Origin of the sequence: Devosia sp. LjRoot16, from assembly GCF_964252795.1 — a bacterium.
Lineage (GTDB): Bacteria > Pseudomonadota > Alphaproteobacteria > Rhizobiales > Devosiaceae > Devosia_A.
Map to the genome: position 1 here is coordinate 1 of NZ_CAXUPH020000007.1, position 22,025 is coordinate 22,025.

The 22,025-nt window shown below is 65.7% G+C and carries 21 protein-coding genes, 1 pseudogene and 1 riboswitch; of the genes and pseudogenes, 8 read left to right on the forward strand and 14 right to left on the reverse strand.

Going from position 1 to position 22,025, the window contains the following annotated elements; all coding sequences use genetic code 11:
- Positions 1–191: 191 nt before the first annotated feature.
- From ACSQ23_RS26550 to thiB, 4 genes are all read right to left on the reverse strand, one after another.
- On the reverse strand, positions 192–728 hold the full coding sequence (locus tag ACSQ23_RS26550; RefSeq protein WP_055999775.1) for a sugar O-acetyltransferase: 537 nt from the start codon (positions 726–728) through the stop codon (positions 192–194).
- 238 nt (positions 729–966) lie between these two features.
- A complete protein-coding gene (locus ACSQ23_RS26555) occupies positions 967–1,599 on the reverse strand; it encodes an ATP-binding cassette domain-containing protein (protein ID WP_436092459.1) in 633 nt (210 codons plus the stop codon).
- Entirely contained in the window at positions 1,586–3,220 is a 1,635-nt protein-coding gene (locus ACSQ23_RS26560; protein ID WP_436092460.1) for a hypothetical protein, read from the reverse strand. The genes ACSQ23_RS26555 and ACSQ23_RS26560 overlap by 14 nt, the downstream gene beginning before the upstream one ends.
- Positions 3,177–4,169, reverse strand: coding sequence for a thiamine ABC transporter substrate binding subunit (gene thiB / locus ACSQ23_RS26565; RefSeq protein ID WP_436092461.1), 993 nt, complete (start codon positions 4,167–4,169; stop codon positions 3,177–3,179). The genes ACSQ23_RS26560 and thiB overlap by 44 nt, the downstream gene beginning before the upstream one ends.
- Before the next feature lie 65 nt (positions 4,170–4,234).
- Positions 4,235–4,332: riboswitch (TPP riboswitch) on the reverse strand.
- Between the two features lie 74 nt (positions 4,333–4,406).
- Here thiB and ACSQ23_RS26570 point away from each other — a divergent pair.
- Together ACSQ23_RS26570 and blaOXA are read left to right on the forward strand one after the other, a co-directional pair.
- Positions 4,407–5,057, forward strand: a complete 651-nt coding sequence (locus ACSQ23_RS26570) for a thiamine diphosphokinase (protein ID WP_055883271.1) — start codon at positions 4,407–4,409, stop codon at positions 5,055–5,057.
- A 204-nt stretch (positions 5,058–5,261) separates the two neighbouring features.
- Positions 5,262–6,038 (forward strand): annotated as a pseudogene (gene blaOXA, locus ACSQ23_RS26575) (class D beta-lactamase); the annotation flags it as partial.
- 171 nt (positions 6,039–6,209) lie between these two features.
- Here blaOXA and rpoH read toward each other — a convergent pair.
- Together rpoH and ACSQ23_RS26585 are read right to left on the reverse strand one after the other, a co-directional pair.
- On the reverse strand, positions 6,210–7,097 hold the full coding sequence (gene rpoH, locus ACSQ23_RS26580) for an RNA polymerase sigma factor RpoH (protein WP_055883274.1): 888 nt from the start codon (positions 7,095–7,097) through the stop codon (positions 6,210–6,212).
- 379 nt (positions 7,098–7,476) lie between these two features.
- Positions 7,477–8,496 carry an RluA family pseudouridine synthase gene (locus ACSQ23_RS26585; RefSeq protein ID WP_436092462.1) on the reverse strand — a complete coding sequence of 340 codons (1,020 nt, stop codon included), beginning with the start codon at positions 8,494–8,496 and terminating at the stop codon, positions 7,477–7,479.
- Between ACSQ23_RS26585 and ACSQ23_RS26590 the strand changes: the two genes are divergently transcribed.
- The gene (locus tag ACSQ23_RS26590) at positions 8,495–8,845 is read left to right on the forward strand and encodes a hypothetical protein (protein WP_436092463.1); all 351 of its coding nucleotides are present in this window, start codon (positions 8,495–8,497) and stop codon (positions 8,843–8,845) included. The genes ACSQ23_RS26585 and ACSQ23_RS26590 overlap by 2 nt on opposite strands.
- A 242-nt stretch (positions 8,846–9,087) precedes the next feature.
- Here the strand turns inward: ACSQ23_RS26590 and ACSQ23_RS26595 are convergent, their stop codons facing one another.
- Both ACSQ23_RS26595 and ACSQ23_RS26600 read right to left on the reverse strand, forming a co-directional pair.
- Entirely contained in the window at positions 9,088–10,272 is a 1,185-nt protein-coding gene (locus ACSQ23_RS26595) for a hypothetical protein (protein WP_055999795.1), read from the reverse strand.
- A gap of 197 nt (positions 10,273–10,469) precedes the next feature.
- Positions 10,470–11,063 carry a DUF1134 domain-containing protein gene (locus ACSQ23_RS26600; protein ID WP_055877551.1) on the reverse strand — a complete coding sequence of 198 codons (594 nt, stop codon included), beginning with the start codon at positions 11,061–11,063 and terminating at the stop codon, positions 10,470–10,472.
- 185 nt (positions 11,064–11,248) lie between these two features.
- Between ACSQ23_RS26600 and ACSQ23_RS26605 the strand changes: the two genes are divergently transcribed.
- Genes ACSQ23_RS26605 through ACSQ23_RS26615 form a run of 3 tightly spaced genes read left to right on the forward strand, consistent with a single transcriptional unit; the run spans position 11,249 to position 12,987 of the window.
- A complete protein-coding gene (locus tag ACSQ23_RS26605) occupies positions 11,249–11,776 on the forward strand; it encodes a YHS domain-containing (seleno)protein (protein WP_436092464.1) in 528 nt (175 codons plus the stop codon).
- Positions 11,773–12,252: a hypothetical protein gene (locus tag ACSQ23_RS26610; protein ID WP_436092465.1), complete on the forward strand. Its 480-nt coding sequence runs from the start codon at positions 11,773–11,775 to the stop codon at positions 12,250–12,252. Before ACSQ23_RS26605 ends, ACSQ23_RS26610 begins: the two co-directional genes overlap by 4 nt.
- 60 nt (positions 12,253–12,312) lie before the next feature.
- Entirely contained in the window at positions 12,313–12,987 is a 675-nt protein-coding gene (locus tag ACSQ23_RS26615) for a histidine phosphotransferase family protein (protein WP_055877543.1), read from the forward strand.
- Between the two features lie 3 nt (positions 12,988–12,990).
- Here the strand turns inward: ACSQ23_RS26615 and ACSQ23_RS26620 are convergent, their stop codons facing one another.
- Positions 12,991–14,148, reverse strand: a complete 1,158-nt coding sequence (locus ACSQ23_RS26620; RefSeq protein ID WP_436092466.1) for a helix-turn-helix transcriptional regulator — start codon at positions 14,146–14,148, stop codon at positions 12,991–12,993.
- 324 nt (positions 14,149–14,472) lie between these two features.
- Here ACSQ23_RS26620 and ACSQ23_RS26625 point away from each other — a divergent pair, with 324 nt between their 5' ends.
- Together ACSQ23_RS26625 and ACSQ23_RS26630 are read left to right on the forward strand one after the other, a co-directional pair.
- Positions 14,473–15,096 carry a hypothetical protein gene (locus ACSQ23_RS26625; protein ID WP_436092467.1) on the forward strand — a complete coding sequence of 208 codons (624 nt, stop codon included), beginning with the start codon at positions 14,473–14,475 and terminating at the stop codon, positions 15,094–15,096.
- 339 nt (positions 15,097–15,435) lie between these two features.
- Positions 15,436–15,816, forward strand: coding sequence for a response regulator (locus tag ACSQ23_RS26630; RefSeq protein ID WP_055877535.1), 381 nt, complete (start codon positions 15,436–15,438; stop codon positions 15,814–15,816).
- 13 nt (positions 15,817–15,829) lie between these two features.
- Here ACSQ23_RS26630 and ACSQ23_RS26635 read toward each other — a convergent pair whose 3' ends face one another.
- The 5 genes from ACSQ23_RS26635 to ACSQ23_RS26655 form a co-directional block, all read right to left on the reverse strand.
- Complete coding sequence (locus ACSQ23_RS26635) at positions 15,830–16,462, reverse strand: sulfotransferase family protein (RefSeq protein WP_436092468.1); 633 nt, start codon at positions 16,460–16,462, stop codon at positions 15,830–15,832.
- Between the two features lie 26 nt (positions 16,463–16,488).
- Complete coding sequence (locus ACSQ23_RS26640) at positions 16,489–16,701, reverse strand: hypothetical protein (RefSeq protein WP_436092469.1); 213 nt, start codon at positions 16,699–16,701, stop codon at positions 16,489–16,491.
- A gap of 106 nt (positions 16,702–16,807) precedes the next feature.
- On the reverse strand, positions 16,808–18,340 hold the full coding sequence (locus tag ACSQ23_RS26645) for a winged helix-turn-helix domain-containing tetratricopeptide repeat protein (RefSeq protein WP_436092470.1): 1,533 nt from the start codon (positions 18,338–18,340) through the stop codon (positions 16,808–16,810).
- A gap of 126 nt (positions 18,341–18,466) precedes the next feature.
- On the reverse strand, positions 18,467–18,961 hold the full coding sequence (locus ACSQ23_RS26650) for a DUF2867 domain-containing protein (RefSeq protein ID WP_436092471.1): 495 nt from the start codon (positions 18,959–18,961) through the stop codon (positions 18,467–18,469).
- 94 nt (positions 18,962–19,055) lie between these two features.
- Positions 19,056–21,866 carry an autotransporter outer membrane beta-barrel domain-containing protein gene (locus ACSQ23_RS26655; RefSeq protein WP_436092472.1) on the reverse strand — a complete coding sequence of 937 codons (2,811 nt, stop codon included), beginning with the start codon at positions 21,864–21,866 and terminating at the stop codon, positions 19,056–19,058.
- Positions 21,867–22,025 lie beyond the last annotated feature (159 nt).

Below are 22,025 nucleotides of genomic sequence, written 5' to 3' on the forward strand. Positions count from 1 at the left end.
TGAGGGGAGAGGGTAGTGCAGCTAGGACCTTCAGGTCCGTAGCGGAACTCGGGTGAGGGGTTCAGCTTCTCAGCGAGTGCGCATTTCGCCGCTTCACCCTCAACCGGCCTTCGGCCACCTCCGAGCGAGGGCTACGCCCTCGTCCCGCGACCCCTGAGGGGAGAAGGGACGTTCGCTCCGCCCCACCAGCACTACAGCCGCTTCAACACCCGCGCCGGAACGCCCGCTGCAATGGTGTTCGCCGGTACATCGCGGCTCACCACCGCTCCGGCTGCAATCACTGCGTTGTCGCCGATGCTCACCCCCGGCAGGATCGTCGCGGCGGCGCCGATCCAGACATTGTTGCCGATGGTGATGGGCTTTTTGACGATGCCGTTGCGGCGCTGCGCCGGATCGGTCGGATGGCCGGCGGAAACGAGGTTCACCTTCGGTCCGATCATCACGTCATTGCCGATGCTGATGCCGCCCAGGTCCATGAAGTGGCAGCCCTGGTTGATGAAGACGTTGTTGCCGACGGTGATGTTGAGGCCGCAATCGGTGGAGAAGGGCGGGATGATCATGAAGCGCTCGCCCACCGGCTTGCCGATCAGCTCGCTGAAGGCGGTGCAGAGCCTCTCGAGGTCATCAAAGCCGATGTCGCTCAGCCGGGCGCTCAGCCGCACGGCGCGTTTGAGGTTCTCGAACATCTGCCGCCCCTCGGGGGAACGGGCAGGATTGGCTTCGGACATGGCGGGGCATCCGGGGAGAATCGGGCGGTTAGTGTAGCGCGCGTTCAGCGCGGGCTGGACAGCGACTCGCTGCTACTACCGGCGCAACCTGACCCCCACCCTTGATCCCTCCCCGCAAGGGGGAGGGAGACGCAGACTGAGATGCTGGTGTGAGGGTCGCCCTTCCCCTTGCGGGGAGGGGACAGGGGTGGGGGGCAGCCCGCGCCGGCCAATGGGGTGCCACGCGACCCTCAGCCCTCTACCCCTCGAACAGCATGCCGTCGCGCAGCTGGTAGCGCCGCGTTGCGAGCGCTTCGACGTCGTCGACATGGTGGCTGACCAGGAGCGTGATCCACTGCTGCCGTTCGGTCAGCGACTTCACCAGCGTGCGGATAGTGCCGCGGGTGTCGTCGTCGAGGGCGGAGAACGGCTCGTCGAGCAGCAGCACCGGTCGGTCGCGCAGCAAAGTGCGGGCCAGAGCCACGCGCTGTTTCTCGCCGCCCGACAGGGTGTCGGCGCGCTGCTTCAATACGCCCGGCAGCCCGACCTCGTTCAGCGCTGCCTCGATCTTCTGCCGCCCGCCGGTCACGCCGCGGGGCAGGCCGAGTTCGAGGTTCTGGTAGGCGCTGAGGTGCTCGAACAGGGTTTCGGACTGGAACAGGATGGAGATCGGCCGTTGCTCGGGCGGCAAGGGCAGCAGGTCCTGTCCAGCGAGCGTCAGCCGGCCGGCCGAGGGTACGAGGAAGCCGGCGATCAGGTCGAGCAAGGTCGACTTGCCGGAGCCGGACTGCCCGCTCACGGCGGTGATCTCGCCGGGTTTGGCCACCAGGCTTAGGTCGAACTGCCTGGTGGCGCCGGGGTGGATGAAGCGCAGGTGTTCAGCTTGAAGCATCGGTGAGCTTTCCGAACAGTTTTGGCAGCAGAACAAAGGCGGCGATGGTGATGATCAGCATCAGCGCTGCGATGGCGGCGGCGTCGTTGCTGCGATAGGCGCCCAGTGCCCGGTACATGAGCAGCGGCAGGGTGGCGAAATCCTCGGTGCCGAACAGCGCGATGACGCCGAGATCGCCGAGCGAGAAGCAGAAGCTCAGCGCCAGGACGACGCCGGCTTCGCGGCCGAGCAGCGGCCACTCGACGGCGACGAACTGCCGCCAGCCGCTGAGACCGAGCGAGCGGATCAGCCGGCCGCGCCGTTCGGCAATGGCATCGAGCGGCGGCGCCAGCGTCGCCAGCGCGAAGGGCAGGGAGAGCAGCGCGTTGGCGAGCAGCACCACCACCGGGGCCGCGGCCTCGGGCAGCATCCCGGCATTGCGCACCAACAGGAACGCGCCGAGCGACAGCACCACGGCCGGCACCGCGAGGTAGGCATTGGCTGGGGCGCCGATGCCGACGCGGAGCAGCGGGATACTGGAGGCGGCGCGGCCCATGCCGATGCCCAGCGCCAACATCAGCGTCAGGATGGCTGAGCCCGAGCCGAGCAGGAGGCTGGTGCCGACAGCCTTCCAGAAGCTGGGGCGGCTCGCCACCTCGATGATGCCGGGGCCGATGCCGTCGATGAGGATGGCGAGCAGCGGCAGCGCGAAGCCGACGATGCCGAAGACCAGCACCGTCCATTGCGCCAGCCGCGCGCCAGTGCCGTCGCGCCAGCGCGGCGGGGTCGAGCCGCCGGTGCTGGCGGAGATCGGGGCGAAGGCGGAAGCGGCGATGATGATGGCCGAGCAGATGCCGATCTGCACCAGCGCCAGGGTGACGGCACCGCGGAGGTCGAAATCAAGGCGCACCGCGGCGTAGATCGCCACTTCCAGCGTCTGGTTGGCTGGGCCGCCGCCGAGCAGCAAGACGATGGGGAAACTGGTGAAGGCGAGGAGGAAGATGATGGCGGCGAGGCCGGGCAGCGTGGTGCGCAGCATCGGCCAATCGATCACGGCGAAGCGCTGCCAGGCGCCGAGCCCGAGGCTCTGGCCGGTCTTCAGGCGCTTTTCCGGGATGGCGTCGAGCCGCGCCAGGAGGATGCGGGCGGCAAACGAAGCATCGAGGATGACATGGGCAGCGAGAATGCCGCCGAGGCCGAACAGCGGCACTTCGAGCGGCTGGCCGGTGAGCGCCAGCGAGGCCTGGTTGACCCAGCCGGCGCGGCCCCAGACCGACAGCAGCCCGAAGGCGACGATCAGGCCGGGGGTGACGATGGCGGAGGCGAACAGCCCGACGATCAGGTCGCGGCCGGGGAAACGCAGCCGGTTCAGCGCCCAGGCCAGCGCCGTGCCAACCAGCAGCGACAGTACGGTGGTGAGCCCGGCCTGGATGGCGGTCATCGACACCAGGTGCCAGACGTCGACGCTCGATTGGCGTGACGGTTCGCCCGCCGCGGTGGCGAGGATGGCCAGCAGCACCAGCGCCACCAGCACGGCGATGGCCGCCGCGATGCCCGCCCCGGCGATGAGCCGGAGCGGACGGTGCGGCAGCACCAGGTTACTGGAGCGCGGCGAGAGCAGCATCGACCCAGGCCCGGCCATTGGCGGCAAGCGCCGCCTCGTCGATCGTCAGCACCTTTGCGGGCGGCTTGCCGAACTCGGCAGGCAGGTCGGCGCCGAGGTCGATCACCGGGTACATCCAGTTGGTGGTGGGGATGATCTTCTGCGCTTCCGGCGTCGTGAGGTAGGCGAGGAAGGCCTTGGCCAGATCCGGCTGATCGGAGCTCTTCAGCACGCCGGCCACCTCGACCTGCGCGACATAGCCCTCGGAGAACGGCGCATAGGCGTAGTTGTGCTTGTCTTCGGCGATGGCGTGATAGGCGGGCGAGGTGGTGTAGCTCAGCACCATGTCGGCCTGGCCGTCGAGGAACAGGCCATAGGCCTCGGACCAGCCGCGGGTCATGGTGAGGACATGCGGCTTCAGGCCCTTCCAGATCTCCGGCGCGCGGTCGCCATAGGCGGCCTCGACCCACAGCACATTGCCGAGGCCGGGTGTCGACGAGCGCGGGTCCTCGATGACGATCTTGAAGCTCGCGGGCAGCGCAATGAGCTCCTCGAATGAGGTCGGCGGGTTGGGTGTCTTCTGCTTGTCATAGACAAAGGCGAAATAGCCGTAGTCGAAGGGCACGAACTCGGCGTCGTTCCACGGCAGCACCAGGCCCTCAGGAGTGAGGCCGTGCGGGGCAAACAGGCCGGTGGCGCGAGCTTCGCCCGAGGTCGCGGTATCGAGGCCGAGCACGACATCGGCCTTGGTCGCGGTGCCCTCGAGCTGCACCTTACGGAGGTTCGAGATAGCGTCCTCGGAGGTCGTCCACTCGATGGTGCAGTTGCAGGTCTGCTCGAACCCGGCCTTCAGGCCGGGGCCGGGCCCCCATTCGGCGGCGAAGCCATCATAGGTGTAGATGTTGAGGATCGGCTTGTCCTCGGCGAGGACAGGCAGGGCGGTGGCGCAGATGACTGCCGCCAACGCGAAGTGTGCGAACGAGCGCATAAATCGTTCCCTTCGGTTGCGGCCATGTGAATGAAGGGGACGTCAATGGATCGGACGCTGTCGCGCCCTTGCCATCTCGAACTTCCTCCGCCAGCATGACCTGGTTCAGGTTCAATGGGTAACTCTCAGCTCCGGAAGGCCCGGAACACCCCAGCGAGACAGCTGACAGATAGACAGAGTTTTCCCTCCGTGCAAGCGCGTGCCCCCCAGACTTCCGTTGCGGTCTTTGACGACCTGATGGTCATCGTTGGCGGCGGGACGGTCGATTTCGACCTCCTGCGCGAGCTCTACGCTTCGGGCGGCCATCTGGTCGGAGCCGATGGCGGAGCCGACCAGATCGTCGAGGCCGGCCTCAAGCCCGAGCTGATCATCGGCGATTTCGATTCGCTGAAGAACCCGCACTCCTGGCTGGGCAAGACCCGGCTGATGCAGATCAGCGAACAGGAAACCACCGATTTCGAGAAGTCGCTCTATTCGACCCGCGCCCCGGTAACGGTGGCGCTGGGGATGACCGGGCGGCGCTTCGACCACACGCTGGCGGCGCTCGATGCGGTGGCCAAATATGCGGCAAAGCGGAAGATCGTGCTGGTCGACGAAGAGGACGTGGCGCTGCCGCTGACCAAGGCGTTCTCGTTCACCGTCGATCCGGGCGAGCGCGTCTCGATCCACCCGCTGGCGGCGATAACCTTCTGGACTTCGGAAGGGCTGAAATACCCGCTCGACGCGGTGAAGCTCGCGCCAGGGGTGCGGACGGGCACCTCGAACGAGGCGCTGACCGGGCCGTTCCGGATCGTGCCGGAGGAAGGCGTGCATGCGCCGTATTTGCTGATCCTGCCGCGGAAGTACTTGGCGCAGCTGATTGCGAAGCTGCTGCTGGAGAAACGCTGACTGATAGAGACGGCCCCCCTCCCATCCTCCCCCATAAAGGGGGAGGTGCCGCATCGAGTTTCAGGCACTATCGGGCCACAAGCCCGACTCTTCACCTCCCCCTTTATGGGGGAGGCCGGGAGGGGGCCGTCTCTATCGGTCGAAAACCCCCGTTCCGGCGAAATTCCGCCTAAATCCCCGCTACATGTCGCGGTCTTTAAGAGCTTGGGGCCATTCGTGAAAGTTCTGATTGCAGCATTATTGCTGAGCCTTGCCGCCGTGTCCGCGAGCCGGGCGGAAGTGGTATGCACGTTGATCGTCGACACCGAGAGCGGCGCGGTGCGGCTGCAGGAGGGCGGCGGTTGCGACACGCCGACCTCGCCGGCCTCGACGTTCAAGGTGCCGCTGGCGGTCATGGGGTTTGATGCCGGCATCCTCACCGGCGCGGACGAGCCGGCCTGGCCGTATAAAGCCGAGTATGACGCGAACCGGGCCGACTGGAAGGTGACCACCACGCCCGCCACCTGGCTGCGCGATTCGGTGCTGTGGTACTCGCGCGTGCTGGTCGCCGAGATGGGCGCCGACCGGTTCGGCAAGTACGTCAGCGATTTCGACTATGGCAATGCCGATATCTCGGGCGACCCGGGCAAGAACAACAGCCTGCTGCGTTCGTGGATCAACTCGTCGCTGCTGATCACCCCGGAAGAGCAGGTGCGGTTCGTGCGGCGGATGCTGGCGGGCGAGCTGCCGGCAACGGCGGCGGCGCAGGCCGCGGTGGTCGCCATCATGCCGAGCTTTACGGCCGGCAAATGGACCGTCTCGGGCAAGACCGGCACCTATTACGAGCGCAACGCCGATGGCACCTTCAACTCGCGCCGGCAGACCGGCTGGTTCGTCGGCTGGGCCGAACGCGATGGCGAGCGGCTGGCCTTCGCCTACCTGATCCGCGAGAACAAGAAGACCGCCGGCCCGGCCGGCATGCGAGCCCGCGATGCGCTGCTGGCGCGGTTCGCCAAATGGGGCAAGGGCGAGTTCGCCTGGGCGCAACAGCCACGCCCGGCCGTGGTGCCGGTGATCGGGCCACCGCAGAACGGGTAGGACGCTTAGGCAGGTACGCAGCCCAAACAGAAAGGGCCGCCCACTGGGCGGCCCTTTCTCATTCATCGATGCCACTCAGAGGCTGGCTTCGCGCGATTTGGCGTGGGCTGCCTTCTGCACGGCTTCCTGCACCTTCTCGAAGGCGCGGACTTCGATCTGCCGGATGCGCTCGCGGCTGACATTGTATTCCTGCGCCAGCTCTTCGAGCGTCGCCGGCTCGTCGCGGAGGCGGCGGGCCTGGAAGATCGCCTTCTCGCGCTCGTTGAGATCGCTCATCGCGTTGGTGAGCAAGCCCATGCGCTCGGAGAATTCCTCGGTCTCACCGAGGGTGGTCTCCTGGCTCGGCGTATCGTCGACCAACCAGTCCTGCCACTCCGAGGCGCCTTCGTCGGCGCGCATCGGCGCGTTGAGCGAAGCATCGCCCGAAAGGCGCTGGTTCATCGAGACGACGTCGCTTTCGGTGACGTGCAGCGTCGTCGCGATCTGCTTGATCTGGTCGGGGTGGAGGTTGCCGTCATCGAGGGCGGCGATCTGCCCCTTGATCTTGCGCAGGTTGAAGAACAGCCGCTTCTGCGCCGCGGTGGTGCCGATCTTCACCAGCGACCACGAGCGCAGCACGTATTCCTGAATGGCAGCGCGAATCCACCACATCGCATAGGTCGCGAGGCGGAAGCCCTTTTCGGGCTCGAAGCGCTTCACCGCATGCATCAGGCCGACATTGCCTTCCGAGATGACCTCGGAGATAGGCAGGCCATAGCCGCGATACCCCATGGCGATCTTCGCCACGAGGCGCAGATGCGAGGTGATCAGCTTCTGGGCGGAACCGGGATCCTGATGCTCCTTGTAGCGCTTGGCGAGCATGTACTCCTCGTCAGGCTCAAGCATCGGAAACTTACGAATTTCCTGGAGATAGCGGCTGAGTCCACCCTCAGCCGAAAGAATTGGCAGATTGGTCTGGGCCATAATGCACCCTCGTCTTTCCCCCGTAGTCACGGGCAGATACGCAGCCGTGTCCAGTCCGGCACACGGCTGACTGTCAGAGATATATAGGTCGAAAATCGGTCTTGATAAGACCCACCGACCCTGCATGAAAACGTTGGTAGACCACGAAGGTTGCGTGAACCTTGCAGGCGGGTTTGTGGTCTGCCACTCCCCTCCGGAGCTCACCCTGGGGGCACCGCTTGCCCCACCTACTCGGTGTCATCCCTGCGAAAGCAGGGACCCAATTCACCGATTGCGCCAGCTGATGGTTGGGTCCCTGCTTTCGCAGGGATGACATCCGGTGGGGAGGTGAGGCAGCGGGTCAACTCGTGCACGCCGCTGCCGCCGACGGCGAAGCACTCTACCGCGCAAACGCCCGATCGAATGGTTCGATCGCCGCTTCCAGCGCCTCGAGATCAGGCGGCAGCGGCGCCTCGAACTGCATTTCCTCGCCGCTTGTCGGGTGTTCGAAGCCGAGTTCGGCGGCGTGTAATGCCTGCCGGCCCAGCGCCGCTACGGCCGTCTTGGCCTGGTCGGGCAGGCGGTTGACCTTGGTGGCAAAGCCTGGGCCGTAGACCATGTCGGCAACCAGCGGGTGGCCGATATGAGCCATGTGGACGCGGATCTGGTGGGTGCGGCCGGTCTCGAGCTCGCAGCGGATGCGGGTAATGTCCCAGCCCTCGTCGCCGAAGCGGGCCTCGACCCAGTAATGGGTGATGGCCTCGCGGCCATCCTGGCGCACCGCCTGCTTCAGCCGGTTGGCCGGGTCGCGGCCGAGCGGCGCCTCGACGGTGCCAGAGGCCTGCTGGGTGCGGCCCCAGCAATAAGCCATGTAGGCTCGGTGGAGGGGCCCCGTGCGGCCGTGATCGGCGAACTGCGCGGCGAGGTGGTTATGCGCCTGCTCGGTCTTGGCGGCGACCATGACGCCGGACGTATCCTTGTCGAGGCGGTGGACGATGCCCGGGCGCTTCACCCCGCCAATGCCCTTGAGGCTGTCGCCGCAATGGTAGAGCAGCGCATTGACCAGGGTGCCGGTGTAATTGCCGGGGGCAGGGTGGACCACCATGCCGACCGGCTTGTTGATGACGATCAGCTGGTCGTCCTCGTAGAGGATATCGAGCGGGATGTTCTCGGGGGTCGGCTCGGCCTCGATCGGCTCGGGGGCGATGAGCGTGACTTCTTCGCCATCGCGCAGCTTGTATTTGGGCTCTGTGACAGCTCGCCCATTGATCGCGACGCTTCCGGCCAGTATCAGGTCCTTGATCCGGTTGCGCGAGAAGACCGGTACGGCACGGGCGAGTGCGGCATCCAGCCGGCTGCCGGCGTCTGCGGCATCGACCAGCAACTGCCACTCCTGTTCCTCGCCGGAAATTTCCTGCATGAGCGATCCTCAAGACAAACCCGAAACCACCCCGGAACTGACGCCGGAAGCCAAGGCCGTGCTGGCCCGGGCGCGAAAGTCCTTCATCATATCGATGGGGCTGCTGGTGGTGGGCCTTATCGCCATCGGCGGCGCACTTGTCTACCGCGCATCGCAGAGCGACAGCAAAGCCGGCAGCGACTACGTCATCGCCGCGCTGAAGATTCCGGCCGGTGGCGAAGTGGTTTCGGCGGTAGCGGCGGATGGCCGGGTGACCGTCACCTACAAGCTCGGGCCATTGACCAGCGTGCGCATTTTCGATGGTAAGTCGGGCGAGATGATCCGCGAAGTGCCTGTGGTCAGCGAGTAGGTCGGCGTACAGCGGAACGTGCAGTCGGCGTCCCTCTCCCGCTTGCGGGGGAGGGGGGACCACGCGAAAGCGTGGTGGGAGGGGGGGCCCCACGCGCGATTGACCGACTGTGCCGTACCCACCGTCGGTGCGCGGCTGGGGTAGTAACCAGTGTGTGGCACCCCCCTCCCACCAGCCTGTCGGCTGGTCCCCCCTCCCCCGCAGGCGGGAGAGGGTGGCCGACTGATGGTGCGGCGTATTGGTCAGTTGCCGTCCTGCAGTTCCCGCAGCGCCTTCAACCGGTCTGACACCGCCTGGCCTTCAGGCGCGCCGCCTTTCCTCGCCTTGGGGCCCTTGACCGGTGCGGCTTCGGCTTCCTCGGCGTCGACGAATTTCTGCATGCGGGAGGCGAGGCTCTCTTCCTCGTCGATCGGGCCGTTGCCTTCGAGCGCGTAGACCAGGCGGCTGACGTCCGAGGCGATGTCGTTGAGCCGTTCGCGCAGGTGTGACTGCTCGATGCGGTCGCTGTCCCAGTCGGCCATGACGGTGTCTTCGACGCTGGCCACCTTGGCGCGCAGCTTTTCCATTTCTTCTTCGAGGCCAAGCTTTTCGGCCAGCAGCATGTCGCGCTTTTCCTCGCCGTCGCCGACCAGTTTGGTAGTCTCGGCGAGGAGGGTCGAGACGCGGCTTTCGGCGTCGGCGATGCGGGCTTCGGCCTCGGCGAGGTCGGACTGGGCGTCGCTCACCACGTCGTCGCGTTTAGCGAGTTTTTCGCGCAGCTCCGTCGCCGCGGCCCGCGCTTCAGCGCCGCTCTTGTCGGAATTCTCGAGGCTTTCGATCAGCGTGCGGTTCTGCGTCTCGAGGAATTCCGAGCGCTTCTTTTCGATCTCGACGTATTGCAGCAACTCGTCGATATCGGTGTTGTAGTTGCCGCTCAGCGCCTTGCCGTCGACGGCGAAAGCACGCGGGGCGCTGCCGCGCAGGGTTTCGCGGGCGGCGTCGAGCTGGCTGGATTTTTCGCCCAGCTCGCGGTCGCGCATGCGCAGTTTCTGGGCGAGATCGGCGCCGTCCTTTTCCAGTTCGAGGATGCGGCGGCGGGCTTCGGCTTCGCGCTCCTCGAGCTCGCGCACCACCTGCAGGTGGCTGTCGCGCTCGCCCTTGATGCCGCCGAGCTCGTTCTTCTTGCGATTGATGTCACGGAGCTGGTCGGAGAGGCGACGGCGCAGGGCCTCGACGTTCATCTCGAGGCGCCTGGTGGACAAGGCGAATTCGGCACGCAGCTGGTCCTTGTCGGCGCGGAACTCGGCCATGGTCATCGGCGTCGCGGCTTCAATGCGCTTCTTGGTGAGGCGGACGGCGCGGCGCCAGACGGCGGGCATGATGATCAGCGCCAAGAGCCCGGCCACGAGCAGGCCGAGCACGAAATACATGATGTTTTCTATGACCATAACTCAACTCCGCCACCGGCAACTGCCCGGTCCCGGGTGTTCGCGCCCGTTACGTTGGCAGCAATGGCCGCCCCCGGCTATTGCTGTCAGGCCGTAACCTTACCGGAAGACGGGCACGCGGTCACGATGCGCCGCTGCGATGAACAGCGGTTGAACGGATTCCGGACGGTTTTCGCGATCGCTGCGTGCCGGGCCGCTCAGAAGGGGTTCCAGGTCGGCTCCTGGGTGAACTTCAGGTAGCCGACATTGACACCGAGGCGCGCCCCGACACCGGAGCGGATCGGCACCATCACTACGTCGCCGTACTTGATCACCGTCATGCCGAGCCCGCCGATGACGTAGGCGGAGCCATCGACACCGGGGTAGCGGCCGTAGACGTCGGAGACGGAGTTCAGGTTGTAGACCAGCATCATCACCTTGGAACCGTCGCCGCCGAAGTCGAGGCCGACGGTCGGGCCCTGCCAGAACAGCGAATGCTCGCCCTGGTTGCGGGTGTACATGGTGCCTTCGCCGTAGCGGGCGCCGGCGAAGATGGCGCCGCCGGCTTCCTCGCCGAGGATATAGGCATTGGGCAGCCCGAACTGGCTGACGGCGCGCTCGACCAGCGAGGCGAGGCCCTGGGCGACGGAGCCGAAGAACTGGTGGCCGGTATCGACCAGTTCGTCGCCGGAGAAGGTGTCGGAGAGCGAACCTTGCTCCTGCGCCTGGCTGAAGGTCGGGGTCAGCACCAGCGTGGCCGCGGTCAGCGCGACGAAGGCGGCAAGAATGAGGTAGACCATGCGGTCGAGCATGAGGGCACTCCGGAGGGGCTTAGTTCGAGCGGCAGGCCATTTACGCGGTACTTACCATGACGACGCTAGGTTCGGCGCATCCGGCTTGCCTGAGGGTGTGCTCAAGCTAGGCGTTCATGGCGGCAATGATGCGGCAAAAGCGTAAACAAAACTTAACCATAACCCGGCTTCTTGTAGCTCTGTGGTTGACCCTTGGGCTTCTACTTAGTGCCCCGGTAAGCGCTGCTGCACTGGTCACCGCCATCGTCACCGACCCGCTGACCGGGGTGGCGCTCGAGGGCTATGATCCGGTGAGCTATTTCACCGAACCCGAGCCGATCCAGGGCGTCGCCGACTTCGAGTACCAGTGGGGCGGGGTGCCGTGGTACTTCGCCTCGGCGGCGAACCGCGACGTGTTCATGCGCAACCCCGAGATCTACGCCCCGCAGTTCGGGGGACACTGCGTCACCGGTCTCGCCCGGGGCTATCTCTCCGATGGCAAGCCGCGGCTCTACGTTATCTCGGGGATGAAGCTCTACCTGTTCTACTCGGTGGCCAACCGCGAGGCGTTCTTCAAGAGCGAGGAGAGCTCGCTGCTTGAAGCCAATAGCGGCTGGGGCAAGCTCTCGGGCACGCTGACCGGCGAAGAGGGCAGCGTCGCGGATGCGGTGGGCAAGGCGGCGGACGTGGCGCCGGCTGAGACGGCGCTGACCGAGCCGGAAGCGTCGCATTGAACACGCCTCGCGGAGTGGTTTTTGAGGAAACCAACCGGACAGCAATACTGGGTTGGGTCGTGGCTCCGGTAATTCCGATCTTTGCGTTCGCCGTATCGCTCCAGGGCGGTCCAGACGCCGCCGATCCCTCATTCGGATGGGGGGTAGTGGTGCTCTGGGGCCTGGTGCTGTTCATCGAGATTGTCCTGCTTCGTCTGCCGATCACCACGGTCAGAGCATCAAGAGGCAAGCTCAGAGTTATCGACCGCCACCTCTGGGGCGAGCGAACGAAGGAGTGGGCCCTGAGCGATGTCGCGGCACCGAAACTGTCCAGCGTCGCGAGCACAGAAGGCTCCCCTGGCTACCAGTGTACGCTGAAGCTGCCAGATGGTCGGCAGGTGTTACTTGCCTTCGGTGACGGCCCGAGGGTCAAGGATGCCTACGAGCAGCTGATTGCGGTGATGGCTGCCAACCAGGCAGAGCGCCGCACCCCCTAGGGTCTGCGGGCCCTTGCGGTTAGGCTACGCCAAAATGATTCGACGGCAAGGACCCATAGAATGGCGGATTTCATCGAGCTCAAGGCGACCGACCTCGCGGCGATGCTGTGTTCTCGGGTCTGCCATGACCTGATCAACCCCGTAGGGGCGATCGGCAATGGGCTCGAGGTGCTGGCCGATCCGACGCAGACCGCGATGGCCGACGGGGCGCAGGAGCTGATCGCCAATGCCGCCAAGCAGGCGCGGGCGAAGCTCGAATTCGCGCGGTTGGCCTATGGCGCCTCGTCGACGGCGGGCACCGATTTCGACACGCGCGAGTGCGAGCGGGTGGCGCGGGTATATTTCGAGATCGAAAAGGCCGACCTCGACTGGCAGGTGCCGCTGATCCTGCTCCCCAAGCACAAGGCCAAGCTGTTCATGAACATGCTGCTGATCGCCGCCATGGCGGTGCCGCGCGGCGGCGTGGTGACGGCGAGGATCGAAGGCGCCGCGGGCGCCGAGGTGTTCACCCTGACCTCGAAATCGGATCCCGAGAAGCGGCAGAAGACGCTGATGCCGTCGGGCGCCGAAGGGCTGCTGTCCGGTTCGCCCGAGGGTGGGGTCGATGCCCGCGGCATCCAGCCTTTCTACACCGGCATCCTGGCGCGGATGACCGACATGGAGCTGAAGATCGGCATCGAGAACGATGTGTTCGAGTTCTCGGCCACGCCCAAGGCAGTCGCGGCCGCCGCCTGACGATCATTTCGGGTCCGGCAGTGGTCGGGCTCCTGTCAGCATCAACCCCAGTTCGGCCTGACGGCGCGTGCCGGTCTTGGCCAGCACGGCCTTGAGCTGGCTGCGTACCGTCTCGCGTGAGAGGGCAAGCGCAGCGGCGAGGTGCTGGACATCCAGGCCCGAGGCAATGCCGCGGGCCACCTTGGCTTCGGCCGGAGTCAGGTCGAACAGCCCCATCAGCACCTGGGTCAGCGGTGCGGCGGGCGCCGCGACCGGCGTCACCACGATCACCCCTTCGGCCGCAACGAAGATATCGCCGCCGGCGCGCCGCACCGGTAACAGGTGGACGACCAGCGCCGGTGCGTCGGGGGCGGCGCGCACGGGGATCGAGCGGATGGCAGGTTCGGCCTCCGAGGCGATGGAGGCCATCGCCGCCTGGGCCAGCCGATCGACTTCCGGATCGGCGAAGGCGAGACGACCGAAGGCCGCAAACTGCACGCGCGGCGCCAGCGTCTCGAACAGATCGTTGGCGGCGAGCAGCCGACCCGAGCGCCCCCATACGGCACAGGGTAGCCCCACCACCTGCATGGCCGCGGCCTGATTGGCCGCAGCGCGCCGGCCGAGCCGGTGCGACAGCAGCGCGGCGCGGGCGAGGTGCGGGCGGACGCGATCGAGCAGCGCCATGGCCTCGCGACTGAACCGGCCGGCGCCGGCCCGGGTGGCGAGGTCGAAGACCAGCATGTCGCCGCTCGGCACCGGGATGACCGTGCCGGCAGTCCATTCCAGCCCATGCGGGCGGAGGAAGCGGAGATAGAGCGGATCGGTGGCCAGTTCCGCCTCGGAACAGAGCTCAAGATCGGATGAGAACGCCATCGGATAATCGCGCAGCGAGCGTTCCAGCCGGACGTTCTCTACGGCGTTGCCGTGCTCCCAGTAATCACGATAGGCGGCCTCGTAGGTGTCGGTCGCGATGTAGCCGGCGAGGCCGGACGCATCCATGCAGGTCAATGCCCCGGCATGAGCCCCGGCCATACCGCACAGCTGCAACAGCACGGTGGACCAAAGCTCGGGCACGGCTGCCGCCTCATAGATCAGATCGATCAATTCGGCGGGGGCATTCATGGCGCGTCCGGCGCGCGGCGTCGCCACACCATCGGTTGGGATGCGGGCGCGGCGTCGCATAGAAATACCTGGCGACGGCTCTGTAATCGATTTCACTGTCCTTGTAATCGATTTCAATGTGGAGTCGCTATCATGCACTCTGAGTCCTTGTCAGCCAAAACGCGTAGTCATTCGTCAGGTCGCTTTAGTATGACCTGCAGAAATTATCGACGTAAATTGGATTTGATTATGAGTCGCTGGAGAGAAATACGGCCACAAGCGCGGCGATAGCGAATGATGTCTTTATAGCACGGCTGTTTTCGGCCGGTAATACCCCAATCGGGTGATGCGCTGTTGCCGTTTATCGGTGATCGTCTGATGGCGGCACTCGCAGGGAATGGACTGATGCGCAACAGGTGGGATCGTTGCCGTGCGCTGCTGCTTGCCGGTCTTGTGGCGCTTGGCGCGGGCAGTGTCGCTGGAGCAGGTGCGGCCGAATACAGCTATCGGACGAACGAGCGCGACGAGGTGGTGATGCGGCTTGCGGGGCGGATCACCGCTGTGGATGGTGCGATCTTCCTCGCCGAAGTGCGTGAGCACGAGCCGCGGATCATCGAACTGGAGGGGCCCGGCGGCGACATGCTGAGCGCCGTGCGGATCGGCGTGATCATCCATGAGCGTTACCTCAGGACCCACGCCGTGGGCACCTGTCTTTCGGCCTGCGCCTATATCTGGATCTCAGGCCTGAAGATGATCGCCGACGAAGGCGTCGAGATTTCCAACCACCTGCCGGTGGCGATCCAGGGCGCCAGCGTCGGCCGGCCGGATGACAAGACCATCGCGATCTTCGGCTGGTACCTGGGCAAGCTCAATATCAGCGTCGAGATGATGTCGGCCTTCCTCGATGAGGCGATGGGCCCCGGGGTCGACGGGAACGGCTATTTCGACATGCTGGCCTTTGCCAGATACTGGAATGCGCCGATCGAGATGCGCGTGCCGGCTCCGACCTACGCCGCGATCGAGCCCTGAGCGAAACAGCGAAATGCTTCGTGATTGAGTGATCGGGCTTTCGAGCCGGAAAGGTCTGTGCGCGTTGTATGCGCAAGTTCTGCGCAGGCGCGCTATTGGCCCATTTCACGCCGCTCAAGCAGGCAAACCTGTCGTTGCTCTCAAAAATCTCGCCGATGCGGAGAAGGGTTCAAGTTTCGCTAACCATTCATACGCAGATTTGCGGGATAGTGTGGGCGAACGACAAGCGTCGGTCGGTCTGCGCCCGGAGCCATCCCGGCAAGATCGAGCGCGCGTCGTGCGGTGGATGGGCAGAGCCTCGGACGGGCCTCGCGCTTCTGCCGACTTGGGAGAAGCGTCATGAAATCCTGCCTCGTGGTCGATGATTCCAGCGTGGTGCGCAAGGTTGCGCGCCGCATCCTGGAGGATCTCGACTACATTGTGGATGAGGCGGAGGACGGGCAGGAAGCTTTCGACAAGTGCCGCCAGGAAATGCCGGACGCGATCCTGCTCGACTGGCAGATGCCGGTGATGAACGGGCTCGAGTTCCTGAAGCTGCTGCGCGGCTATGTCGGCGGACACACGCCGCGCGTAGTCTACATGGTCACCGAGAACGATATCGGGCAAATCGCGCTGGCGCTGAAAGCCGGGGTCGACGACTACATGATGAAGCCGTTCGAGCGCGACCATCTCGAGGGCAAGTTCACCGTGAGCGCCGCCGAGCGCGCCAGCGTCGCCTAGCGCCGGCCAAGCCTCAGGCCTCTTCCGCCCATTCCTCGCTGAGGAACTGCTTGGACGAGTTGAGCCGCGGGAACGAGATTGCCGGCACCGGCAGACCCAGGAAGGCGCACAGCGGCTCCCAACCTTCGCTCACGTCGAAAGTCAGCAGGTGCGAGCCGGGAATACTGGCCTGCACTTCAGCTATATGGGCATTGAACAGCGTCGTGGCGTAGGCCCGCTCGAACATCCGCCCATCGAAGACGCCATCAACGATCAGCTTGTGGGCCATGTTGGCGACGCCGTTGGCATGCGGATCGTCGTAGCTGCCGCGACCGGCCATGAACTTGGCGATGGTCGCTTCGACACTGTCGAACCACTCATCGGCGTCGCGCACCGTCAGGATTACCTTGGCCTCGGGGTAGTGGGCGGCGAGCTCGCGCCAGTAACGGGCCCCGGGCCAATCAACCTGGGCGCGATAGCCGCGGAACAGGGCGTCCCAGTCGGGGCGTGCCCCGTCGGCCAGCGCCTGCCAGCCGGGCAGTTGCTCCGGATGGTCGCGGACCTCGAACATGTGGTGCGCTGGTCCAAAGCCCAGGTGCTCCAGCGCGACCTTCAGCGAGTTGGTGCCGGTGCGTCCGAAGCCCGGACCGATGATATCAAGTGCCATTTTTCGTCCCCTCGTGATGCGTTCTGTCAAGCGTGGCGCGTAGCGCCGATGCGCTCGGGCGCGGTGCGGTGATTGCGGCGGAGCAGGGTAATGAGGGCCGGCAGCCAAGCCGGCACGATGATGTTCAGGGTATGTCTGGCGTAGTAGTCATTCTCGTCGGTCGGTGTCAGCAGGCGGCGTCCGGTGGCGATGGGCGGTCGGGCCAGCGCATCCATGGCGGCGGCAAGAAGCATGTCCATTTCGACCCTCTTCAGTTGGCGCCAGGCGGCGCTGTGAGGACAAATCTGGCCGATCGGCGTGCTTTGGGTCCTTAGGCAGTTCCAAATGAGTTGCTAAATCGGCCCGTCAGGTGAGACCGGCTTTCCTCAGGCCCTCAATGATGAGCGCGAAGCGGCCGTCGGAGCGCTGCGCCACGGTCTCGACGCCGGCGATTGACGTGTACGGGGCAAAGCTCTTGAGGCGGGCCAGCGTCGCTTGGGCCTCGTCCAGCCGACCAAGATGCGCATAGGCGGCGGTCTGGATCCAGTACGTCGGGGGCCAATCCATCAGGGTGGCGCGGGAGCGGTCGAGCCAGACGAGCGCGCCTTCGAAATCGTGCATAAAGAAGCGGGCGAAGCCGATGCCGGCGAGGCTTTCGGAGGCCTCGGGAGCGCCCGGGCTCAGGGTGTAGGCGCGCCTGTAGCAGGCTTCGGCCTTGGCCGGGTCGCCGGCCAGCATGTTGCAGATACCACCCAGCACCTGAACGATGACATTGTGCGGGTTGGCGGCGAGCGCCCGGTCGGCCATAGCGAGGCCCTCAGCGCGCATGTTGCCGATGGCAAGCAGCGAGTGGCTGCAGATGGCCAGCACCAGCGGGTCGTCGTCGCCATACTGCAATGCCAACCGAGCCAGCTCGAGGCAACGAGCGACGCCGGCTGTGTCGAGCGCGGTGAGTGCTACCGTGCCGTGGCGAGCGAGGCTCCATGAGGCATAGGCAAGGGCGGCGGCGTAGTCCGGCTGCAGCGATACGGCGTGCTCGAGGTGGCCTAGCGCCGTCAGGTAGTCGGCCGGATTGCGAGAGCTGAAAAAGGGCAGGGCGCGGAGGAAGTGGTCATAGGCCTGCGGGTTGTCGGGCCAGCGGCGACGGGTACGCTCGATCTCGGCCCGGCGGAGCTGCGGTTCGACGAGGCCGACGACTGACTCGGTGATCTTGTCCTGAAACTCGAAGATCTGGCCCATCTCGCCATCAAAGCTCGAGGCCCAGAGATGGGTGCCGCTGGCGGCATCGACCAATTGCACGGTGACCCGGACCCGCTCGCCGGAGAGCCGGACACTGCCTTCAAGCAGATAGCGGACGCCGAGCTCGCGAGCGACCTGGCGGATGTCGGCGGTGCGGTTGCGGTAGGCGAAGGAGGAGTAGCGCGAGACGACGGCGAAGGACTTGAAGCGGCTGAGGGCGGTGATCAGGTCTTCGACCAGGCCGTCGGCGAAGTAGTCGCGCGTCGCGTCGCCGCTGAGGTTGACGAAGGGGAGGACGGCGACGCTGGGCTTGCCGCTGGCGTCGGCGGGCGGCGCTTCGGCGGGGGTGGGGACAGGACCCCGCACCAGCCGATAGCCGACGCGGGGCACGGTGACGATCCACTCCTCGCCGCCTGGGCGGGAGCCGAGCTCCTTGCGCAGCGCAGCGATCTGCACGGTGATGTTGCCTTCCTCGACCGTCACACCGGGCCAGACCCGCTCCAGTATCTCGGCCTTGGTGACGATCTCGCCCTCAGCCTCGAGCATGGTCTCGAGCATCATCAGCGCCCGCGGCCCAAGCGCCACGGGGTGGCCGTCGCGCCGCAACTCACGGCCCGGCGTCAGAACAAATGGGCCGAACCGATGTTGTGCCTCGTCCATGGCGGAGGTTGTACATCGAACGGGCGGTGTTTCGTAGGGCCGCGGCGCGAGAAACAAGCAACTCGGCAACCCATCGACGGAATTACTTCCGATGATGGTGCCGGACGAGGGCAGGATACATATCGATCAGGCCGCGACGTTGGCGAGCATGCGGCGAATGATCAGCTTGTGGAACGGCAGCACGCCGGCGAGATAAAGCCGGCCACCCAGGTTGTGCGGATGCACCCAGGTGGAGATCGCGGCCAGGGGGTGTGGGCCCGCGGTCTTCAGCACCGAAACGCGGAAATCGAGATGCCGATCGTCTTCGCCGAGGATCGCCTCGTTGGGCGACAACTCCTCGAGCGGGAAGAAGCTGACGTAATCGCCGATGCCGGGATCTCCGTTGGCCGGCGGCACGTCGGCGCCGGTCTTCAGCCCAAGCGGCGACACCAGCCCGTCACGCAGCCACAGCAGGCCGTTGACCCAGCCCGGCATGACGGTCAGCCGCGCTGCCAGTTGCATCGGGGTCAGGTCGGGGTCGGCGAGCGGGACGGCATAGGAGTCGACGAAATCACCCGGGCCGATCCGCTTGCGCAGGAGGCTGGTGAGCGGCAACTGAAACGGACGGGCGCGCATAGGCATAATGTGCGCACGCCGGTTGCGGCGCGCGATGCGACATCGGCGCGCGGGCTAGCTGACGCCATATCGGTCTCGGCATTCGGGCGCAGGCGCGAAGCTACCAGCGCCCCCTCAGGCCGACATTGGTGTTGAGGCTGTAGCTGTCGCCGGGAGAACCGAGCCCGGTGCGGAACGAAGCCTCGCCATAGAGCGAATACGCGTCGTCGCCCCAGTTGTAGCTGCCACCCACGCCCAGCCCGCCAGAAAGCTGGTCGCGGCTTGCTGTCAGTGCGGTGCCACCGACGGCGACGCCAGTGGTGTTGTCGAGCTGGTAGTAGAGGTTGGCGATGCCGTAGAAATGGGTGCGCGACAGCCCATCATCGGCCTGTTTCGCATCCTCGTGGTCGATGGAAATGCCCAGTCGGCCATAGAGCCCGCCACCATCGGTCAGGCCGACCACCGTGCCGAAGGCGTCGGTGAAATCAGCGAAGGCGACCTCGCTATAGACGATCTGGCCCTGTGGCGTCACCGACCAGCCGTCGCCCAGGTTGATCTGGCTACCCGCCTCGAGGCTGAGGGCGTAGCCGAAGTCATCATTGCCCGCGACGAGGTCAAGTCCGGCAGTACTGGACCTCAGCGTGCTGTCGAACCACTGCAATTGGGCGACACCGTCGAGGTAGAAGCCGCTGGCATCGTACCAGGTCAGCGTGCCGCCGATGCCGAAGCCGGAGGTCGTGATGTCGCCGTTGCCGAACAGCGATGAGACATCGGCGCCGACAGTGCCATAGCTCAGGTACGCGCCGCCGATCAGCGCGCCTCGCTCGCCTTGCTGAACAACCCCGTCGAGCCCGCCCTGCAGCCGCCAGAGGCTGGCGTCGTAGTCGGTTCCGCCGGACGTGGTGTCCAGCTCCTCGTGCGCATAGGTGCCCTCGATGCGCGCCCACATACCGCCGGCTTCGACCTGCCGGTCGTCCAGGTCGATGATGCCGGCGGTGCTGTCGCTGCCACCCCAGGAGCGGTTACCGACACGCTGCTGCAGCGTGCCGAGTTGGTTGAGCATGGCCAGCACCTGCGGGTAGCTCTCATAGAGCGGCACGCCAGCCTGATAGAGGGGGTCGGGCCCATCTGGGAGCAGGGTCGAGCGCAGGTACCAATCGCCATCGTTCGGGCTGCTGGTGCTGCCCTGATAGAGCCGGTAGGCGTAAGCGCCGCCGACGACGGCCTGGTCACCTTCGAACACGTAGTCGCCCAGCAACGCGAAGCTGGCGCTCGAGGTCCCCGCGACATCGATGATCCGGATACCCTCGACCGTCTGCGCACCGGTGCCGCCGACATTGGTGACCCGGATGCTGCCGGTGCCGGTGGTGTTGCCGCCGACATCGATCCGGTCGGTGAGCGAATTGTCGTTGCCCAGCGCCGTGTTGATGAGGATGACGCCGGCGTCGCCCTGATAGTTGCCGGTGATGGTGAGCACAGTGCCTGGAGCGCCGCCAAGGCTGACGGTGCCGGCATTCTGCAGCGAGGCGATCGTCTGGTCGAAACCCTGCAGCGCCAGCGTGGCGCCGGCCGCCACGTGATGGTCGGATGCGGCGCTGAACGTGTTGGTGACGCCGGCGGCAAGCGTACCGGCGGTGACGAAGGTCGATCCCTGATAGGTGTTGGGGCCAGTCACGGTCAGCTTGCCCAGCCCCTGCTTGGTCAGCGCGCCATCGCCCGACATGCCGCTCTCGGCCACCACGTTGAGACCATTGGAATCGAGGAACATCCCCTCGCCAATGAGGACGAATTGACCGGGATCGAAGCCGTGAATCAGCGATGCCGCATTGTCGGTAGCGCGCAGGGTGCCGTTGTCGAAGGTCGCGGTGCCGGTGCCGAGGCCTGGGGCCAACTCCCCGGTCGCAAGCGTGCCGCCGGTATCGACGAGCAGGTCGCCGGTAATGCCGGGATCCGGGCTGGCGTTACCGGTCACGCCCAGAAACACGTTCTTGGCGGAGACGAGACCGCCATCGCTGATGGTCAGGGCGCCGTCGCCCACGCCCGCGTCGGAGATCCAGGTCGAACGCGCGCCGACCTCGAGGCTGCCGGAAACCTTGAGGGCCGAGCCGGAGCCGGTCACCAGCATGGTGGCGTTGCCATTCCGGCCGATGCTGGCGATACCGACCTTGATGACGGCTCCATCCGACAGCGTCACATCGACATTGTTGGTCGCGCCACCGGCAGCGAAGTAGCCAGCGTCCCAGACCGTGCCCTCGCCGTCCACCACGACCGTGATGTCGGTCGCGTTGGTTGTGCCCGCATCCTCGCCCAATGTGACGCTTCCCGTGGTAATCACGTGCGCGCCGTCGGTGACCATGACGGTGGTGTCGTCGTCGCGTCCAGCTGCGAAATGAGTCGACTTCACGGTTGTTCCGTCGCCGGTGACCGTCAGGATGCCCGCCTGCATGTCGAGCAGGCCGTAGGGCTGCGGATTGGCGGGATTATCGGTGATGGTGAGCTGGGCGCCACTCGAAACGGTCAGCCCGCCATCGGTCGATCCCAGGATAGTAAAATTGGTGTAACTGCCAGCGTCCCAGACCGTGCCGGCCCCATCCAGCGTGAGGGTGTGGCCGCCGTCGGTGTAGATTTCCAACGAGTCCGGATCGATCGCCTCGGTCAGGCCCGTGCCGTTGATCGTGATGTCGTTGAGCAGCGTGATGTCGGCGTTGTTCGGATCGGTGCTGGCGTCGGTGACCGCGTCCTCGAACTCAGTAGCGGTGCTGACCGTGAAGCTGGCTGCCGACGCTGCAGGCACCGCGCCTGCAAGGGCCCCCGCCAGCACCAGAACCGCAGCGCTGACTCTCGGCAACGCGTCGGCCTTGGAGGCGCCACGAGCTGCCAGGGCATGAAAGGAGGCACTGACCGCATCGACGTTGCATACGGTGTCAAACAACATGCAACTCCACAAAAGTACAAATCAGTATCGTGCCGTGGGAGAATCGCCGCTAATTCTTCGCGATGCAATGGCACATTCTGCCACTTCCTTTCACGCCGCGCGGGCTCCGTGGGACACAATCGTCCGCGCGTTGAGGCTGATCAGCCCCTGGCTCGG

Excerpts from the sequence above, each read along its gene's own strand:
- ACSQ23_RS26625 (WP_436092467.1), top strand. The coding sequence starts at position 14,473 with ATGCGCAACAGGTGGGATCGTTGCCGTGCGCTGCTGCTTGCCGGTCTT.
- ACSQ23_RS26550 (WP_055999775.1), bottom strand. The coding sequence starts at position 728 with ATGTCCGAAGCCAATCCTGCCCGTTCCCCCGAGGGGCGGCAGATGTTC.
- ACSQ23_RS26620 (WP_436092466.1), bottom strand. The coding sequence starts at position 14,148 with ATGCGACGCCGCGCCCGCATCCCAACCGATGGTGTGGCGACGCCGCGC.
- ACSQ23_RS26615 (WP_055877543.1), top strand. The coding sequence starts at position 12,313 with ATGGCGGATTTCATCGAGCTCAAGGCGACCGACCTCGCGGCGATGCTG.
- ACSQ23_RS26595 (WP_055999795.1), bottom strand. The coding sequence starts at position 10,272 with ATGGTCATAGAAAACATCATGTATTTCGTGCTCGGCCTGCTCGTGGCC.
- ACSQ23_RS26640 (WP_436092469.1), bottom strand. The coding sequence starts at position 16,701 with ATGGACATGCTTCTTGCCGCCGCCATGGATGCGCTGGCCCGACCGCCC.
- ACSQ23_RS26560 (WP_436092460.1), bottom strand. The coding sequence starts at position 3,220 with ATGGCCGGGCCTGGGTCGATGCTGCTCTCGCCGCGCTCCAGTAACCTG.
- ACSQ23_RS26585 (WP_436092462.1), bottom strand. The coding sequence starts at position 8,496 with ATGCAGGAAATTTCCGGCGAGGAACAGGAGTGGCAGTTGCTGGTCGAT.
- ACSQ23_RS26635 (WP_436092468.1), bottom strand. The coding sequence starts at position 16,462 with ATGGCACTTGATATCATCGGTCCGGGCTTCGGACGCACCGGCACCAAC.
- ACSQ23_RS26555 (WP_436092459.1), bottom strand. The coding sequence starts at position 1,599 with ATGCTTCAAGCTGAACACCTGCGCTTCATCCACCCCGGCGCCACCAGG.
- ACSQ23_RS26650 (WP_436092471.1), bottom strand. The coding sequence starts at position 18,961 with ATGCCTATGCGCGCCCGTCCGTTTCAGTTGCCGCTCACCAGCCTCCTG.
- ACSQ23_RS26645 (WP_436092470.1), bottom strand. The coding sequence starts at position 18,340 with ATGGACGAGGCACAACATCGGTTCGGCCCATTTGTTCTGACGCCGGGC.
- thiB (WP_436092461.1), bottom strand. The coding sequence starts at position 4,169 with ATGCGCTCGTTCGCACACTTCGCGTTGGCGGCAGTCATCTGCGCCACC.
- ACSQ23_RS26630 (WP_055877535.1), top strand. The coding sequence starts at position 15,436 with ATGAAATCCTGCCTCGTGGTCGATGATTCCAGCGTGGTGCGCAAGGTT.
- ACSQ23_RS26590 (WP_436092463.1), top strand. The coding sequence starts at position 8,495 with ATGAGCGATCCTCAAGACAAACCCGAAACCACCCCGGAACTGACGCCG.
- ACSQ23_RS26600 (WP_055877551.1), bottom strand. The coding sequence starts at position 11,063 with ATGCTCGACCGCATGGTCTACCTCATTCTTGCCGCCTTCGTCGCGCTG.
- rpoH (WP_055883274.1), bottom strand. The coding sequence starts at position 7,097 with ATGGCCCAGACCAATCTGCCAATTCTTTCGGCTGAGGGTGGACTCAGC.
- ACSQ23_RS26570 (WP_055883271.1), top strand. The coding sequence starts at position 4,407 with ATGGTCATCGTTGGCGGCGGGACGGTCGATTTCGACCTCCTGCGCGAG.